Raw genomic sequence first — 17,507 nt, forward strand, 5'->3', positions numbered from 1 at the left:
TCACGGAGACACCACGCCATGCCGCTCGATCTTTCCACTTCTTCCAGCCTGCCCCGCGACGCCGGACGCGCCACGCTCATCGGCCGTCTCTGGCATCCGGGCGTGGGCCCCGTGCTGGTCGCAGTTCACGAAGGTGGCCTGCACGACCTGTCGAAGCTCGCTCCCACCATGAGCGATCTGCTCGAAGGCAACACACCACCTGCGGAAGCGGTTCGCGCCGCACTCAGGAGCGCGCCGCGCATTGCCGCGCTCGACGAAGCCCTTGCCAACAGCGACGAGGCCGCGCGCGACACGGGCAAGCCCTGGCTGCTCGCGCCATGCGACCTGCAGGCCATCAAGGCGAGCGGCGTCACATTTGTTGCGAGCCTGCTCGAGCGCGTGATCGAGGAGCAGGCGCGCGGCGATGCATCGAAGGCGGAAGCCACGCGAGCGGCCATCGGCAGCGTGCTCGGCGACAACCTCGCGGACATCGTTCCCGGCTCGCCCGAGGCGATGAAGGTCAAGCAAGTGCTGATAGCGCAGGGCGCCTGGTCGCAGTATCTGGAGGTCGGCATCGGGCCCGACGCGGAGATCTTTACCAAGGCGCCCGTACTTTCAGCCGTCGGTACCGGCGCCGATGTCGGCATTCATCCGGGCTCCGCATGGAACAACCCGGAGCCCGAGGTCGTGCTCGCGGTGAACAGCCGCGGCGAAACATTGGGCGCGGCGCTGGGCAACGATGTGAACCTTCGCGACTTCGAAGGCCGAAGCGCGCTGCTGCTGGGCAAGGCGAAGGACAACAACGCGTCGTGCGCGATCGGCCCGTTCATTCGCCTGTTCGATGAACACTTCGGTATTGCTGACGTGAGGCGCATCACCGTCGAGCTGGAAGTGACGGGGCCCGAAGGCTTCACCCTGGAGGGCTCGAGTTCGCTGTCGAAGATCAGCCGCGACCCGCTCGACCTCGTGGCGCAGACGATAGGAGCCAATCACGCTTATCCGGACGGCTTCATGTTGTTTCTCGGAACGATGTTCGCACCGACACAAGATCGTCACGGGCCTGGGCAAGGATTCACACACGTCGTGGGGGACCGCGTGCGCATTGCCGCACCGGAACTCGGTGCCTTGGTGAATCGCGTGATGCATTCGGACAAGGCGCCGATGTGGACTTTTGGTATCAGTGCGTTGATGCGCAATCTAGCTGCGCGCGGTTTGCTCTGATTGGCATGTAGGCGTTCTGTATGAGTTTCAAAAAGGGGTGTACTCCTTAGTAATTCATACGAGTCGTGTTGCAATCTGTTGCTGTTGACCGCATCACTTGTTCCCCTCAAGATTGCTGCTGTTAAGAAACGTTTGAACGAGGGGAGTAGAGGTTGGCGCAGAGCGAGATCGATCTATTGCAGGAGCCCGTCGAGGGCCCGCTACCTTGCGGTGAAGACCTGGAATACGACCCCGATTTCATGGCGTTGCACCAGGCGACGGCGGGCAAGCGCGAACAGCAGTTCGGCTCGACCATCATCCCCGCCGAGCCGCCCGATTGGGCCCGTGTGGAACGCATCGCGAAGCAGTTGTGCTCGCGTACGCGAGACCTGCGCGTGCTGGTGCCTCTCACGCTGGCCTGGACCGAGAGCCGAGGCTTGCCCGGGTATGTAGAAGGTCTGCAACTCGTCGACGTCGTGCTTCAGAGATTCTGGGACGACGTGCATCCACGCGTCGTCGACGACGGCTTCGAAGACCCGCTGCCGCGCATGAATGCGCTGGCCGCATTGGCCGAAGCCGAAGGACTGGGACGCAGCGTGCGCGATGCGCGGCTGCTCGACGAAGGCGCAGGCGCGTCGATGAGCCTGCGCCAGGTCGAGGCCTTGCTCGATTCGAGCAAGACCGATCATCAGATCGATTACCCCGGCGGTATCGGCCGGTTGAAGGACGCGGTGCGGCGAGCGCAGGACAAGGCGGCGCCACCTGTGGTGGCATTGCGCGCGGCGCTGGAGTTGCTGCAGCGAATTCGCGAGACCTGCGAGCGCGCGCTGGGACAGAGCTGGGCGCCCGATTTCTCGCGGCTCGAGCGTTCGTTGCGCACCGTTGCCCAACTGTTGCCGGAGCAGGCGCATGTCGAGGCGACAGTGGCCGGCGAAACCCACGCCGAAGCCGTTGCGCAAGAGGGCGGTGCGGCCGGGACCGTGGCGAATGGTGCTGTTGGCGGTACTGCTGCAAATGTCGGTACCGGCCTACGTCAGGTATTTATTAAGGATATTGAAATATCGAGCCGTGAAGATGTGCAGGTGCTGCTCGAGAAGGCTTGCCAGTTCATGGAACGCACGGAGCCCAGCCATCCTGCGCCCATGCTCATACGCAGGGCGCAGCGGCTGCTGGATCTCAACTTCTTCCAGATCATCGAAGAGCTCGTGCCAGAGGGATTGCAAAAGATAGAGAGCCTTGCAGGACGTCCGTTGAACGGGGGCAGCGCGGAGTAACAGGCGGAGGCCGTCGCGGGCCCCGCGAGCCGAGAGGCCGGCCGGGGGTCGTACCCACACGCATTACAGATTCAAGAGGAAGCTTATGGCAGACAACCGTGTCAGAAACAGTGGTCAGAAGTTCATTGCGCGCAACCGCGCGCCGCGTGTGCAGATCGAGTACGACGTCGAGATCTACGGCAGCGAGCGCAAGATCCAGCTGCCCTTCGTGATGGGCGTGATCGCCGATCTCGCGGGCAAGCAGATCGACCCGATGCCCGACCTCGCCGAACGAGAGTTCATGGCGGTGGACATCGACAACTTCGACGAGCGCATGAAGGCCATCAAGCCGCGCGTTGCCTTCCAGGTGCCCAACACGCTCACCGGCGACGGCCAGATGAACGTCGACATCACCTTCGACAGCATGGACGACTTCTCGCCCGCGCGCATCGCCCGCCAGGTCGGCGCGCTGCAGCAGCTGCTCGAGGCGCGCACCGAACTGTCGAACCTGTTGTCGTACATGGACGGCAAGAACGGCGCCGAACAGCTGATCGCGCAGGCGCTGCAGAACCCGGCACTGCTGAAGTCGTTGGCATCGGCCCCGAACCCCGCCGTTGCAAAGGCAGTGGAAGCCGCGAACGAAAAGGCCGGCACGCCCGGCACGTCTTCCGAATAAGCGCGAGCAGCAGCAAGGACCGCCATCATCATGAGCACCGCCCCCAAACAGACCACCGCGCGCGCACCGGCTTCCGTCGAGACGCTGGAGCCGAACGAGTTCTCGAACCTGCTGCAGCGCGAGTTCAAGCCCAAGACCGACCAGGCCCGCGAGGCGGTGGAAAACGCCGTCAAGACGCTGGCCGTGCAGGCGCTGGAAAGCACCGTCACGGTCTCCAACGATGCGTACCGCACCGTTCAGGCCATCATCACCGAGATCGACCGCAAGCTCTCGGAGCAGATCAACCAGATCCTGCACCACGAGGAGTTCCAGCAGCTCGAAGGCGCATGGCGCGGCCTGCACTATCTGGTGAACAACACCGAGACCGACGAGCAGCTGAAGATCCGCGTGATGTGCGCATCCAAGCGTGAAGTCGCTCGCTCGCTCAAGCGCCACAAGGGCATCGGCTGGGACCAGAGTCCGCTCTTCAAGAAGATCTATGAAGCCGAGTACGGCCAGTTCGGCGGCGAGCCCTTCGGCGCACTGATCGGCGACTTCCACTTCGACCACAGCCCGCCCGACGTCGAGATGCTCGGCGAAATGGCCAAGATCGCCGCGGCCGCGCACTGCCCCTTCATCGCCGGCGCTTCGCCCACCGTGATGCAGATGGATTCGTGGCAGGAGCTTTCGAACCCGCGCGACCTGACCAAGATCTTCCAGAACACCGAACACACCGCATGGCGCTCGCTGCGCGACTCGGAAGACGCGCGCTACATCGGCCTGGCCATGCCGCGCTTCCTGGCTCGCCTGCCGTATGGTGCGCGCACCAACCCGGTCGACGAGTTCGAGTTCGAGGAAGAGACCGACTCGGCAGCCCACAACCGCTACACCTGGGCCAACTCGGCCTATGCGATGGGCGTGAACATCAACCGCTCGTTCAAGCAGTACGGCTGGTGCACGTCGATCCGTGGCGTGGAATCGGGCGGCGCTGTCGAGAACCTGCCCACGCACACTTTCCCGACCGACGACGGTGGCGTGGACATGAAGTGCCCGACCGAGATCGCCATCAGCGACCGCCGCGAGGCCGAGCTCGCCAAGAACGGCTTCATGCCGCTGGTGCACCGCAAGAACTCCGACTTTGCGGCCTTCATCGGCGCGCAGTCGCTGCAGCTGCCGGCCGAGTACTACGACGCCGACGCCACGGCCAACGCGAACCTCGCGGCACGCCTGCCGTACCTGTTCGCCTGCTGCCGCTTCGCGCACTACCTGAAGTGCATCGTGCGGGACAAGATCGGTTCGTTCCGCGAGCGCGAGGACATGGAGCGCTGGCTCAACGACTGGATCATGAACTACGTCGACGGCAGCCCCGGCACCTCGTCGCAGGACACGAAGGCAATGAAGCCGCTGGCGGCGGCGGAAGTCCAGGTGGAAGCCATCGAGGACAACCCCGGCTACTACGCCGCCAAGTTTTTTCTCCGGCCGCACTATCAGCTCGAAGGGCTGACGGTGTCGTTGCGGCTGGTTTCGAAGCTGCCATCCAACAAGAAGGACAGCAGCTAATTCAACGGCGTCCCGGAATCGGGCGCAAATAACTCTGGGGGTTTAAATCATGGCAGTAGACATGTTCATGCGCGTTGAAGGCGCAAACGGCGAATCGAAGGACTCGAACCACAAGGAGTGGACGGACATCAAGTCGTTTGCGTGGGGAGCAACGCAGCCTGGCAACATGGTCAGCGGCGGTGGCGGTGGCGTTGGCAAGGCCAGCTTCAACGACCTGCAGGTTCTGGCGCGCATCGACAAGGCGGCGCCTTCGGTGATGAAGAACTGCGCGAGCGGCAAGCACCTGGGCAAGGTGGAAGTGTCGGTGTGCAAGGCCGGTGGTTCGCAGATCGAGTACACGCGCGTCACGCTCGAAGAAGTGCTGGTGACCTCGGTGCAGTACACCGCCGAACAGGGCTCGGACGCCGTGTTCGTGCAGTACGCCTTCCAAGCCGCCAAGGTGAAGCAGCAGTACTGGGAACAGACCGACAAGGGCGGCAAGGGCGCCGAGACGGTCCTGGCCTGGAACATCAAGGAAAACAAGGAGTCCTGATCTCCTTTTCCCGATGCGCGGCCGGCCTTTCGGGCCGGCCGCGACGTTTTTCCCGACGGCCTCCACGGCCGTCCTTCGCACGGCGGCCTTCTCAACGTTCGCGCCGCGTGCCAGCAAGTCAGCGAGGAAGCTTCATGGGCGATGGGTTTGCAGTACTGGGCGAGCGCTCAGTGGCCGAGCACACCGAATGGGTACAGCGGCAGATCCGCTCCAATCCCCAGAATGCAGGCTTGCGTCTTGCCTTGTGCCACTTTCTCGCATTGCGTGGAGAGTGGCAGCGGGCCGAGGACCAGCTCAAGCTCGCCACCAAGCTGGATCCCACTTTCACGCCCGCCAGCGTCACCTGCTCGATGGCGCTTTCGGGCGAACGCCACCGCAGCGAGTTCTGGTCGGGCGGACGTGCTCCGGCCATCGTCGGCGGCAATGCCGAATGGGTCGAGCAGTTGATCGCCGCCGCAGCCCTGCCAGCGGATCGTGCCGAGGAAGCCGCAGCCCTGCGCGAAAGCGCGCGGCAGGCCGCGCCCGCACTGCATGGCAGGCTCACCAGCGTCGACCGTTCCGATTCGCGTGCCGTGCAGGCGCTTGATGGCGAGCCGGTGCAGCACAGCGATTTCGAATGGCTCTGCGACGGCGACGTGCGCATCGGTACCGTGTTCGAGTTGCTCACGCCCTCGGGCTACGCATGGCTGCCGCTGACGGAAGTGCGCCGCGTCAAGTTTTCCCGGCCGCAGCACCTCGTCGACCTGCTGTGGGCTCCCACCGAATTCGAACTGCACGACGGCCGCGCGCTCAACGGCCTGGTGCCGGTGCGCTATCCGGGCCAGCTCGAGGGCCTCGACGACGAGGCCGCGCTGGGCCGCCGCACCGACTGGCTGCCGCTGGCCGGCGAAGAGCAGTACGCAGGCCTGGGCCAGCGCACGCTGATCAGCGAGGCCGGCGACCATTCGCTGCTCGACCTGCGCCTCATCGAGTTCTCGCGCGAGGGCAGCGCCGGATGAGCGGAATGATGGACACCGACGGCGACCAGCAGGAAAGCGTCGCGCGCGACCGCCTGCAGCCGGTGCTGCTCGACCGCCTCACCGACAAGGCGCCGCAGACCCGACAGGAGCGCGCGGGGGCCTTCCTCATGAGCGGCAGGCTGCTGCGCGATTCGGTGCTGCGCGACCTGCAGTGGCTGCTCAACACGACCAACTTCGGCGCCGAGCACAACATCAACACCATGCCGCGCGCGCGCCGCTCGGTGCTGAACTTCGGCGTTCGCGGCTGGGCCGGCGGGCGCATGTCCGAAGTCGACTTCGCCGATGTCGAGGCCGCCATCCGCGCGGCCATCATCGACTTCGAACCGCGCATCATGAAAGACAGCATCGACGTGCGCTGCGTGACCGATGCGACCGACCTCGAGCACCACAACCTGCTCGCGCTGGAGATCCGCGGCACCTTGTGGTCGGTGCCGTATCCCATCGAATTCATCCTGCGTTCCGAACTCGATCTCGAAAGCGGGCACATGGTCCTTCGGCCTACCGGAGGCCTCTGATGGATGCCCGGCTGCTGGATTACTACAACCGCGAGCTCACCTACATGCACGAGCTCGGGGCCGAGTTCGCGCAGCGCTACCCGAAGATCGCGGGCCGCCTCGGCATGCGAGGCATCGAGGTCAGCGACCCGTACGTGGAGCGGCTGCTCGAAGGCTTCAGCTTCCTCACCGCGCGCATCCAGCTCAAGATGGACGCCGAGTTCCCGCGCTTCTCGCAGCGGCTGCTCGAAGTGGTGTACCCCAACTTCCTCGCACCGCTGCCCGCCATGGCCGTGGTGCAGATCGACGGCAACCTCAACGAAGGCTCGCTGAAGGCGGGCTACGAACTGCCGCGCCACACCATCCTGCGCGGCCGGATGATCAAGGGCGAGCAGACGGCCTGCGAGTTCCGCACCGGCCATGCCGTCACGCTGTGGCCCATCCGCATCGCCGAGGCCGGCATCGGCCCGGTGCCGGCGGAGATCGCGCATGCGATGCCCATGGTCGCCCGGCAGGCGAAGAGCGCCATCACCATCAAGCTCGAAGCAGTGGGCGGCGCGCGCTTTGCCGACATGCCGCTGGACCGGCTCGAATTCTTCCTCTCGGGCGCGGAGCTGCATGCGCTACGCATGCTCGAACTCGCGACGCACCACAGCGTCGGCGTGGTGTGCCGCAGCGGGCCCGGCACCACGGCGCGCATCGTGCCGCTGGGTGACGATGCCATCAGGCACGAGGGCTTCGAGCCCGACCAGGCGCTGCTGCCCTATGACGCGCGTTCGTTCCAGGGCTACCGCCTGCTGCACGAGTACTTCGCCTTCCCCGACCGCTACCTGTTCTTCAGCGTGAACAAGCTGCGTGCGGCGGTCGCGGCCATGGGCGGCACGACGATGGAAATCGTGATCCTGCTCGACCGCGCGGATGCCGACCTCGAACGCCTGGTCGACGCCAAGCATTTCTCGCTGTTCTGCACGCCCATCATCAACCTCGTGCCGCGCCGCAGCGACCGCATTCCGGTGGGGCCGGGCCAGCACGAGCACCATGCGGTGATCGACCGCACGCGTCCGCGCGACTTCGAGATCTTCACGGTAGAGCGCGTCACCGGCCACATGGCCAACGGCTCGGAGGAGCGCGAATTCCGGCCCTTCCTCGGCTCCTTCGCGGCCGACGATGGCGACTTCGGCGCCTACTTCTCGCTGCGCCGCGAACCGCGCCTCGTGTCGGACCGCGCGCGCGCGCAGGGTACGCGCACCAGCTACACCGGCAGCGAGGTCTATGTGTCGCTCGTCGACCAGCACGACGCGCCGTTCCCGCACAGCCTGCGCCACATCACGCTCGACGCGCTGTGCACCAACCGCGACCTGCCGCTGCTGCTGCCGACCGGGCTCGAATCCGACTTCACGCTGCGCGTGTCCGCGCCCGTTCGCTCCATCCGCATCCTGCGCGGGCCTTCGCGGCCCTACCCGGCGCTGGCCGAGGGCGCGCTCACCTGGCGCCTCATCAGCCACCTGGGCCTCAATTACCTGAGCCTCACAGACGTCGACCCCACGCAGGGCGCGGCCGCGCTGCGCGAGATGCTCGACCTGTACGGCAACCTCGCCGACCCCTCGGTGCGCCGCCAGATCCAGGGCGTGCGCTCGATGGCGCTGGCGCCGGTGTTCCGCCGCCTGCCCGAGCCCGGCCCGATCGTGTTCGGCCGTGGCGTGGAGATCGCGCTCAAGATCGACGAGGTCGCGTTCTCGGGCGCGAGCCCGTATCTCTTCGGCGCGGTGCTGGAGCAGTTTTTCAGCCGCCACGTGTCGCTCAACGCGTTCACCGAATTCGCGCTGGCCAGCCTGCAGCGCGGCGAAATCGCGCGCTGGACCCCGCGCGTGGGACGCCGCCCCGCCGTATGAGCGAAACGGGCTTCACCGACGCGGTGCAGCAGCACCAGGAGCAGCAGGAAGCCGCTTCGGCCGGACATGCGCAGGGCATGGTGCCGGACGCGGCAGAGATCGCCGTCGATCACGAGGTCCTCCAAGCGTCCGCGCAAGGAGCAGGCCTGCCCCCCGCGCGCGGGATCGCGCAGGCCGACCCGGAGCTCTGGGCCAGGCTGCTCGAGCAGCCCTTCGAGCACGACCTTTTCATGCTGCTGCGCCGCCTGGACGCGCAGGACGACCATCCGCTGCTGGGCCGTGCGCCACGCCCGCTCGACGAGCCGCTGCGCCTCGGGCAGGAGCCCTCGATGGCCTTCGCGCCATCGAACGTCTCGGGCGTCGAGGCCGACGGCGACGGGCCGCCGCGCATCTCGATCTACGGCTTCGGCCTGTTCGGCCCCAACGGCCCGCTGCCGCTGCACCTGACAGAGTACGCGCGCGAGCGCAAGCGGCACCACGCCGACAACACCATCAGCGCGTTCGCCGACCTGTTCCACCACAGGCTCATCCTGCTGTTCTATCGGGCCTGGGCCGACGCCCAGTCGGTCAACAGCCTGGACCGCACCGATGGCCACCGCTTCGTCGACTACGTCGCGAGCCTCATGAACATGGGCCAGCCCGGCCTCAAGGAGCGCGACCGCATCGCCGACCATGCGCGCACCTTCATGGCGGGCCACCTCGTTCGCCAGACGCGCAACCCCGAAGGGCTGATCCAGATCATGCGGCTCTACTTCGACGCGCCGGTGCGCATCGACGAGTTCGTGAGCGACTGGGTGATGATCGACGAGCGCCAGGTCAGCCGCATCGGCACGCTCGGGCGCAACCACCGGCTCGGAGGCGGCGCCACCATCGGCCTCGCGGTGCGCGACGCGCAGAGCAAGTTCCGCGTCGAACTCGGGCCGCTCTCGCAGGAGCAGTACCGCGAGTTCCTGCCGGGCAGCAAGCGCCTGCAGCAGGTGGTCGACTGGGTGCGCCAGTACGTCGGCATCGAGTTCGCGTGGGAGCTGCGGCTCGTGCTCAAGAAGCAGGACGCGCACGGCATGCGGCTCAACAGCAACCAGCGGCTGGGCTGGGGCAGCTGGCTGGGCACGCGCATGTCCGACACCGACGCTGGCGACATGCTGTTCCAGCCCGAAGCATTGTTTTCCCGTTCCGCATCGGCGGCTCCTACCGATGCATTCCTTACCCGCTCTTCCGCAACTTCGCGCGAGACGCCGACGACATGACCACATCACGGTCTTTTCGGGAAACACCGTGGAACCGGCTCTGCCGGGCCACCGGTGTTGCCCGCTGCAAGGGGGTTGGCGTAGCGACACGAAGTGCGCGAAGACTGGGGGTTAGCTTTAATCCATGACCGACATCCGCCGCGTCTCTCTGTTCTCGAAGCTCAATCCGATGCTCTACAAGGCATTGGAGACCGCCACCGCCTTTGCCAAGCTGCGCGGCAACGCCTACGTCGAGCTGGTGCACTGGTTGCACCAGATCATGCAGCAGCAGGACAGCGACATGCTGCGCATCATCAGGCGCGCGGGGCTCAACCTCGACGCGGTCGAGCAGGACCTGGTGCGCGCCCTCGACCGGCTGCCGCACGGCGCCACCTCGATCAGCGACATCTCCGAGCACGTCGACAACGCCGTGGAGCGCGCGTGGGTCTATGCGAGCCTGCGCTTCGAGGCCACCTCGATCCGCGGCGCCTACCTGCTCGCGGGCATCATCAAGACGCCGGGGCTGCGGCAGGTGCTCTCGGGCATCTCGCGCGAGTTCGACAAGATCGTGCCCGACGTGCTGGTGGCTCAACTGGCCTCGTGGACCGAAGGCTCGCCCGAAGACGACTTCGATGCCGCTGCGGCCAGCGCAGCAGGCGGCGCGCCGGCCGCGGCGCACCACCAGGGCGACGGCCCCGCAGCCGGTGGTTCCGCGCTCGCCAAGTACGCGAGCGACCTCACTGCCAAGGCGCGCGCGGGCGAGCTCGATCCGGTCTACGGCCGCGACGACGAGATCCGCCAGATCATCGACATCCTGATGCGCCGCCGCCAGAACAACCCGCTGCTCACCGGCGAGGCCGGCGTCGGCAAGACGGCGGTGGTCGAAGGCCTGGCCTCGCGCCTCGCCGCGGGCGACGTGCCGCCCTCGCTGAAGGACGTGTCGCTGTGGGTGCTCGACCCCACGCTGCTGCAGGCCGGCGCGGGCGTGAAGGGCGAGTTCGAACAGCGGCTACGCCAGGTGATCGACGAAGTCGAGAAGAGTCCGAAGCCCATCGTGCTCTTCGTCGACGAGGTGCACACGCTGGTGGGCGCGGGCGGCCAGGCCGGCACCGGCGACGCGGCCAACCTGCTCAAGCCCGCGCTCGCACGCGGGCGGCTGCGCACCATCGGCGCGACCACCTGGTCTGAATACAAGAAGTACATCGAGAAAGATCCGGCGCTCACGCGGCGCTTCCAGACCATCCAGGTGCACGAGCCCACCGAGCCCAAGGCGGTGCTGATGCTGCGCGGCATCTCTGCCGAGCTCGAGAAGCATCACGGCGTGCTCATCCTCGACGCCGCGCTCGAGGCGGCCGTGAGCCTGTCGCACCGCTACATTCCCGCGCGCCAGCTGCCCGACAAGGCCGTGAGCCTGCTCGATACCGCATGCGCGCGCGTGGCGCTGAGCCAGCATGCCCTGCCCGCCGCCATCGAAGACCTGCAGCGCCGCATCGAGGTGCTGGGCATCGAGTCGGGCATCGCGGGGCGCGAGGCCGCCATCGGCGTGGGCGAGCACCAGCGCGTGGAAGACATCGCGGCGCAGGTCGAGCAGGCGAAGGCCGAGCTCGAGGTGCTGGAGAAGCGGCGCGTGGAAGAAAGCGCGCTGGTCGAGCGCATCGTCGCGCTGCGCAAGCAGCTCTCGCCGGCGGCAGTGCCGCAAGCTCAGGCCGAGGCATCGGACGCGGAAGGCGCCGAGGATGTCGAAGCCGCGGCCAATGCCGACGTGGACCCCGATACGCCTCCCGCCGAACCCCAGCGCACGCCCGACGAAATTCGCGCCGAACTCAACGAAGCGCAGGACAGGCTTTCGCAGCTGCAGGGCGAGTCGCCGCTCATCCTCGCCGCCGTCGATGCGCAGGCTGTCGCCACCGTGGTGGCCGACTGGACTGGCATTCCCATCGGCCGCATGGTGCGCGACGACGCGCAATCGGTGCTCAAGCTCGGCGAGATTCTCTCGGCGCGCGTGGTCGCGCAGCCCGATGCGCTGGAAACCATCTCGCGCCGCATCCGCACCGCGCGCGCGCGGCTGGACAACCCCAACAAGCCCGTCGGCGTGTTCCTGCTGTGCGGCCCCTCGGGCGTCGGCAAGACCGAGACGGCGCTGGCGCTCTCCGAAGCGCTGTACGGGGGCGAGCAGAACCTCGTCACCATCAACATGAGCGAGTTCCAGGAGTCGCACACCGTCTCCACGCTGAAGGGCGCGCCGCCCGGCTACGTGGGCTATGGCGAAGGCGGCGTGCTTACCGAAGCCGTGCGCCGCAGGCCCTACAGCGTGGTGCTGCTCGACGAGATCGAGAAGGCGCACACCGACGTGCACGAGATCTTCTTCCAGGTCTTCGACAAGGGCTGGATGGAAGACGGCGAAGGCCGCCACATCGACTTCCGCAACACCGTGATCATCATGACCTCGAACGTCGGCACCGACCTGGTCATGCAGCTGTGCGAAGACCCGACCCTGCGCCCCGACCCCGAGCCGCTGGCCGCCGCGCTGCGCGAGCCGCTGCTCAAGGTGTTCGCGCCCGCGCTGCTGGGCCGCCTCGTTGTAGTGCCTTATTACCCGTTGCACGCAGAGGCGTTGCATCGCATCATCCGCCTCCAGCTCGATCGCATCGCGACGCGCCTGCAGGCGAACCACGGCATCGCACTGGCCTACGACGACAGCGCCGTTGAGCTCGTCGCACGCCGCTGCACCGCCATCGAATCGGGCGGCCGGATGATCGACGCGATCCTCACGCACACCATCCTTCCGCGCCTGAGCGAGGAAGTCATCGGCGCCACCGTCAGTGCGCGCAAGCTGAGCGGCGTGCAGCTCAGCGCCGCGGACGACGACTTCCGCTACGAATTTTCCGAAGCGTAAAAAATAGAAGGAGACAACCCCCATGGCCAGAGTCGTTCGAGCCCACACGCCACTGGACGAGAGCCAGCTGCTGTTCCGCTCGATGCGGGGCACGGAGGGTTTGTCGCAGCTTTTCGAGTTCGAGGTCGACCTGCTGAGTCCGAGCGCGTCGCTGGATCTGAAGGCAATGCTCGGCAAGCCGCTCGTGCTCGAGATCCAGACGGCGGTGGCCGGTTCGCCGCGCTTTCTCAATGGCCAGGTGGTGCGCTTCGCCGCGGTGGGGCGCGAAGGCGGCACCTCGCGTCACACGGTCTACCGCGCCACCGTGCGCCCGTGGCTCTGGTACCTGACGCGGTCGAGCGACAACAAGATCTTCCAGGGCAAGTCGGTGGTCGAAGTCATCGAGGAGGTACTCTCCGACTACGGCTTCGCCTACGAGAACAAGCTCTGCGAGAACTACCGGCAGTGGGAGTACTGTGTGCAGTACAACGAGAGCGACTTCGCCTTCGTGAGCCGGCTCATGGAACTCGAGGGCATCTACTACTACTTCAAGCACGACAGGAACCAGCACACGCTGGTGCTTGCCGACGACCTGAGCGCGCACCAGCCGATGCCTGGGTACGAGACCATCGATTACTTCGCGGCCGACCGCGACATCGACGAGGACCTGGAGGTCATCCGCGAATGGCAGCCGAGCGAGGAGATCCGCTCGGGCAGCTACACCGTGAACGACTTCAACTTCACCACGCCCAAGGGCGACCTGTCGAACGTGCGGGCCCTGCCGAGGCAGCACGATCACGCCGACCACGAGATCTACGAATGGCTGGGCGACTATCCGTCGCCCGGCGACGGCGAGCACTACGCGCGAGTGCGGCTTGAAGAAGTGCAGGCCCTGGCGCAGCGCAGCGCCGGCCATGCCACCGTGCGCGGCATGGCCCCCGGCTACAGCTTCAAGATGCGCAATTCGCCGCGCGGTGAGGACAACCGGGAACACCTGATCGTTGCCGTCTCCTATGCCTTGCGCGAAGGCGGCTACGCAACCGGCGCCGAATCGGGCGGGTACGACTTCAACTTCGTGGTGCAGCCCACCACGCTGCCGTTCAGGGCGCCACGCCAGACGCCGCTGCCACGCACTGGCGGGCCGCAGACCGCAACGGTGGTGGGGCCCGAGGGAGAAGAGATCTGGACGGACGAGTACGGTCGAGTGAAGGTGCAGTTCCACTGGGACCGCTACGGGCAGCGCAACGAGAACAGCTCGCGCTTCGTGCGGGTGTCGCACATCTGGGCGGGGGAGCGTTTCGGGGGCGTGTTCACGCCGCGCATCGGCCAGGAGGTGGTGGTGGACTTCATCGGGGGGCGGGTCGACCGGCCGGTGATCGTGGGGCGCGTGTACAACGCCGACCAGATGCCGCCGTTCTCGCTGCCAGGCGAGGCGACGAAGAGCGGTGTGGTGACGCGCTCGAGCAAGGGCGGTTCGCCGGCGAACGCGAATGCGCTGGTGTTCGAGGACGCGATGGGCGCCGAGCAGGTGCTGCTGCATGCCGAGCGCAACCTGGACACCGAGGTGGAGGCGGACGAGACGCACACCACGGGCGCGACGCGCACCACGCTGATCAAGGGCCATGAGTCGGCGACCTACGAGTCGGGCGAGGAGCGGCACATCACCGCGGGTGCGGTGGAGACCATCGACGGCGGCGAGGAGCGCACGGTGACGGGGGGTGCGACGGAGACGGTGAGCGATGGCGAGAAGCGCACCATCACCGGCGGCGCGACGGAGATCATCACGGGCGGCGAGACCCGCACGGTGAACGACGGCATCGTCGAGACCGTCAACGGCAGCGTGCTGCTGACGGTGAACGGCAGCACGATCCGGCTCGTGAGCGGTTCGGACATCCGCATCGTGGGCGGCGGGCGCATCGAGATCGTCAATGCCGTCGACACCAAGATCGTGCTCGGTCCCGATACCACGGTGGTCACCGGGCCCAAGATCGTGGACGCCCCCACGATCGTGCACAACTCGACCAACTACACGCTCAACACGAGCAACTACACGCTGAACGCCAACGTGATCGTCTACAACGTGCCGGACCACACGGTGAACACGGATGACCACTTCCACTGGCGAGAGACCAACTATCACGCGTCGTGGGTCAAGAAGTCCCAGTTCACGGCGCAGGCCTACGACTTCTACGCCGTCAAGGTGATGCTGTCGGTGGGGACCTTCACTTCGATCAACGGGCTCTTCGTCAACATGGCGGTGGTCAACTCCAACGAGAACATCTGGCAGAAGAAGATCGCGTTCGCGGACCTGAAGATCGTGGGCAAGCACCTGTCGAAAGGCGCCCTGCGCCTGGCCTACGGGGCATTCTGGGTCCGCACGAACTGAGGCGCGGGGCGCTCTAAGAAGAATCCGCCGGCAGCTTCCGGCGCAAGGGCAGGGCAGGGCAGAAAGAGGACAAGGAGACATTCATGGCCAGAGTCGTACGCGCGCATACCCCCCTGGGGGACGATCAGCTGCTGTTCCGCTCGATGCGGGGCACCGAGGGGTTGTCGCAGCTGTACGAGTTCGAGGTGGATCTTCTGAGCCGGAATCCCACGGTCGACCTCAGGTCGATGCTGGGAAAGCCGTTGACGCTCGAGATCCTCACCGCCGGGCAGGAGCCGCGGTTCCTGGACGGCCATGTGGTGCAGTTCTCCGCGATCGGCCGCGAGGGCGACACCGAGCGCCATACCATCTACCGGGCGTCGGTGCGGCCGTGGCTGTGGTATCTCACGCGTTCGAGCGACTGCAAGATCTTCCAGGACAGGACGGTGGTGGAGATCCTCGAGGAGGTGCTCGGCGGCTACGGCTTTCCGGTCGAGAACAAGCTGTGCGGCAGCTACCGCCAGTGGGAGTACTGCGCGCAGTACAACGAGAGCGACTTCGCCTTCGTGAGCCGGCTCATGGAGCTCGAGGGCATCTACTACTACTTCAGGCACGAGAACGGCCGGCACACGCTGGTGCTCGCCGACGACCTGAGCGCGCACGAGCCGCTGCCCGACTACGACTGCATCGACCATTTCGCCACCGACCGCGACATCACCGAAGACATGGAAGTGATCCGCGAGTGGCAGCCCGCCGAGGACCTGCGAAGCGGCCGCTACGTGGTGGACGACTACAACTTCACCACGCCCAAGGGCGACCTCATCAATGTGCGCAGCCAGCCTGGCGACTACGATAACGCCGACCACGAGATGTACGAATGGCTCGGCGACTACCCGTCCGCCGGCGACGGCGAGCACTATGCGCGCATGCGCCTGGAAGAGGCGCAATCGCTGGCAGTGCGGAGCGCGGGCCGCTCCACGGTGCGCGGCATGGCGCCGGGCGGCAGGTTCACGCTGCGCAACGCCCCGCGCGGCGACGACAACCAGGACTACCTGGTCGTGGCCGTGTCGTACGCGCTGCGCGAAGGCGGCTATGCGAGCGGCGCGCAGCAGGGCAACTACGACTTCGACTTCGTCGTGCAGCCGGCGGACAAGCCCTTTCGCGCGCCACGCCAGACGCCGCTGCCGCGCATGGCCGGGCCGCAGACCGCAACGGTGGTGGGGCCCGAGGGAGAAGAGATCTGGACGGACGAGTACGGTCGAGTGAAGGTGCAGTTCCACTGGGACCGCTACGGGCAGCGCAACGAGAACAGCTCGCGCTTCGTGCGGGTGTCGCACATCTGGGCGGGGGAGCGTTTCGGGGGCGTGTTCACGCCGCGCATCGGCCAGGAGGTGGTGGTGGACTTCATCGGGGGGCGGGTCGACCGGCCGGTGATCGTGGGGCGCGTGTACAACGCCGACCAGATGCCGCCGTTCTCGCTGCCAGGCGAGGCGACGAAGAGCGGTGTGGTGACGCGCTCGAGCAAGGGCGGTTCGCCGGCGAACGCGAATGCGCTGGTGTTCGAGGACGCGATGGGCGCCGAGCAGGTGCTGCTGCATGCCGAGCGCAACCTGGACACCGAGGTGGAGGCGGACGAGACGCACACCACGGGCGCGACGCGCACCACGCTGATCAAGGGCCATGAGTCGGCGACCTACGAGTCGGGCGAGGAGCGGCACATCACCGCGGGTGCGGTGGAGACCATCGACGGCGGCGAGGAGCGCACGGTGGCGGGGGGTGCGACGGAGACGGTGAGCGATGGCGAGAAGCGCACCATCACCGGCGGCGCGACGGAGATCATCACGGGCGGCGAGACCCGCACGGTGAACGACGGCATCGTCGAGACCGTCAACGGCGACGTGCTGCTGGTGGTCAACGGCACGGCCGTGCGGCTGGTCACGGGTGCGGACATCCGCATCACGGGCAGCGGGCGGCTGGAGATCATCAATGCCCTCGACGGCAAGCTAGTGATAGGGCCGCACCTGACGACGGTGACCGGCACCAAGACCGTGTCCGCGCCGACGATGACCTACAACGCCACCAACTACATCATCAACACCACCAACTACACGTTGAATGCGAACGTGTCGGTGTTCAACACGCCGAGCCAGACCAGCAATGCGGCGGACCAGTCGTGGCTCTACAAGCTGTGGAACGGCATCACCTACAAGCGCTTCCGGCTCTTCCTGCGGGCGACCGACGTCTATGGCGCGAAGGTGCAGCTCTCGGCGGCCAACACCATGCTCAACGTCGTGTTCGCGAACTGGTCCCTCCAGTTCATCATCGACGCGCCGATCGCGATGAAGACCCTCACGAAGGAGCGCCACATCTTCGGGCTGAAGATCGCACAGCCGTCGGGCATCAAGTTCACCCTCAACAAGGCCACGAACCGGAAGTGAAGAGCCGATCCGCCGAAGC

Annotated in this window: 12 protein-coding genes; all 12 read left to right on the forward strand. The window is 66.4% G+C overall.

Annotated features, from left to right (window positions below):
- The first annotated feature begins 18 nt into the window (after positions 1-18).
- The 12 genes from ABL838_RS01315 to ABL838_RS01370 all read left to right on the forward strand — a co-directional run bounded on the left by ABL838_RS01315 (position 19) and on the right by ABL838_RS01370 (position 17,488).
- Positions 19-1,200, forward strand: a complete 1,182-nt coding sequence (locus tag ABL838_RS01315) for a fumarylacetoacetate hydrolase family protein (protein ID WP_418123761.1) — start codon at positions 19-21, stop codon at positions 1,198-1,200.
- 152 nt (positions 1,201-1,352) lie between these two features.
- The gene (gene tssA, locus ABL838_RS01320; protein ID WP_418123762.1) at positions 1,353-2,453 is read left to right on the forward strand and encodes a type VI secretion system protein TssA; all 1,101 of its coding nucleotides are present in this window, start codon (positions 1,353-1,355) and stop codon (positions 2,451-2,453) included.
- Positions 2,454-2,538: 85 nt separating this feature from the next.
- The gene (gene tssB, locus ABL838_RS01325; protein WP_184640478.1) at positions 2,539-3,108 is read left to right on the forward strand and encodes a type VI secretion system contractile sheath small subunit; all 570 of its coding nucleotides are present in this window, start codon (positions 2,539-2,541) and stop codon (positions 3,106-3,108) included.
- A 30-nt stretch (positions 3,109-3,138) separates the two neighbouring features.
- Positions 3,139-4,647, forward strand: coding sequence for a type VI secretion system contractile sheath large subunit (gene tssC / locus ABL838_RS01330; protein WP_019658415.1), 1,509 nt, complete (start codon positions 3,139-3,141; stop codon positions 4,645-4,647).
- Between the two features lie 49 nt (positions 4,648-4,696).
- A complete protein-coding gene (locus ABL838_RS01335; RefSeq protein WP_126022489.1) occupies positions 4,697-5,179 on the forward strand; it encodes an Hcp family type VI secretion system effector in 483 nt (160 codons plus the stop codon).
- 134 nt (positions 5,180-5,313) lie between these two features.
- Positions 5,314-6,177 (forward strand): type VI secretion system accessory protein TagJ, encoded by an 864-nt coding sequence (locus tag ABL838_RS01340; protein WP_369660056.1) that lies wholly within the window; start codon positions 5,314-5,316, stop codon positions 6,175-6,177.
- An 8-nt stretch (positions 6,178-6,185) separates the two neighbouring features.
- Positions 6,186-6,713, forward strand: a complete 528-nt coding sequence (gene tssE / locus ABL838_RS01345; protein ID WP_126022556.1) for a type VI secretion system baseplate subunit TssE — start codon at positions 6,186-6,188, stop codon at positions 6,711-6,713.
- On the forward strand, positions 6,713-8,584 hold the full coding sequence (gene tssF / locus ABL838_RS01350) for a type VI secretion system baseplate subunit TssF (RefSeq protein WP_126022487.1): 1,872 nt from the start codon (positions 6,713-6,715) through the stop codon (positions 8,582-8,584). Before tssE ends, tssF begins: the two co-directional genes overlap by 1 nt.
- Positions 8,581-9,831 (forward strand): type VI secretion system baseplate subunit TssG, encoded by a 1,251-nt coding sequence (gene tssG, locus ABL838_RS01355; RefSeq protein WP_418123763.1) that lies wholly within the window; start codon positions 8,581-8,583, stop codon positions 9,829-9,831. The genes tssF and tssG overlap by 4 nt, the downstream gene beginning before the upstream one ends.
- 124 nt (positions 9,832-9,955) lie before the next feature.
- A complete protein-coding gene (gene tssH / locus ABL838_RS01360) occupies positions 9,956-12,706 on the forward strand; it encodes a type VI secretion system ATPase TssH (RefSeq protein ID WP_418123764.1) in 2,751 nt (916 codons plus the stop codon).
- 22 nt (positions 12,707-12,728) lie between these two features.
- On the forward strand, positions 12,729-15,071 hold the full coding sequence (locus ABL838_RS01365; protein ID WP_184640468.1) for a type VI secretion system Vgr family protein: 2,343 nt from the start codon (positions 12,729-12,731) through the stop codon (positions 15,069-15,071).
- Between the two features lie 83 nt (positions 15,072-15,154).
- Positions 15,155-17,488, forward strand: coding sequence for a type VI secretion system Vgr family protein (locus ABL838_RS01370; RefSeq protein WP_418123765.1), 2,334 nt, complete (start codon positions 15,155-15,157; stop codon positions 17,486-17,488).
- Positions 17,489-17,507 lie beyond the last annotated feature (19 nt).

It is taken from the genome of Variovorax sp. 160MFSha2.1, from assembly GCF_048305075.1.
Classification (GTDB): domain Bacteria; phylum Pseudomonadota; class Gammaproteobacteria; order Burkholderiales; family Burkholderiaceae_C; genus Variovorax; species Variovorax guangxiensis.

Coding starts and splice junctions, on each gene's coding strand:
- tssE (WP_126022556.1), top strand. CDS start 6,186: ATGGACACCGACGGCGACCAGCAGGAAAGCGTCGCGCGCGACCGCCTG.
- tssG (WP_418123763.1), top strand. CDS start 8,581: ATGAGCGAAACGGGCTTCACCGACGCGGTGCAGCAGCACCAGGAGCAG.
- tssB (WP_184640478.1), top strand. CDS start 2,539: ATGGCAGACAACCGTGTCAGAAACAGTGGTCAGAAGTTCATTGCGCGC.
- tssC (WP_019658415.1), top strand. CDS start 3,139: ATGAGCACCGCCCCCAAACAGACCACCGCGCGCGCACCGGCTTCCGTC.
- ABL838_RS01340 (WP_369660056.1), top strand. CDS start 5,314: ATGGGCGATGGGTTTGCAGTACTGGGCGAGCGCTCAGTGGCCGAGCAC.
- ABL838_RS01315 (WP_418123761.1), top strand. CDS start 19: ATGCCGCTCGATCTTTCCACTTCTTCCAGCCTGCCCCGCGACGCCGGA.
- ABL838_RS01365 (WP_184640468.1), top strand. CDS start 12,729: ATGGCCAGAGTCGTTCGAGCCCACACGCCACTGGACGAGAGCCAGCTG.
- tssH (WP_418123764.1), top strand. CDS start 9,956: ATGACCGACATCCGCCGCGTCTCTCTGTTCTCGAAGCTCAATCCGATG.
- tssF (WP_126022487.1), top strand. CDS start 6,713: ATGGATGCCCGGCTGCTGGATTACTACAACCGCGAGCTCACCTACATG.
- ABL838_RS01335 (WP_126022489.1), top strand. CDS start 4,697: ATGGCAGTAGACATGTTCATGCGCGTTGAAGGCGCAAACGGCGAATCG.
- ABL838_RS01370 (WP_418123765.1), top strand. CDS start 15,155: ATGGCCAGAGTCGTACGCGCGCATACCCCCCTGGGGGACGATCAGCTG.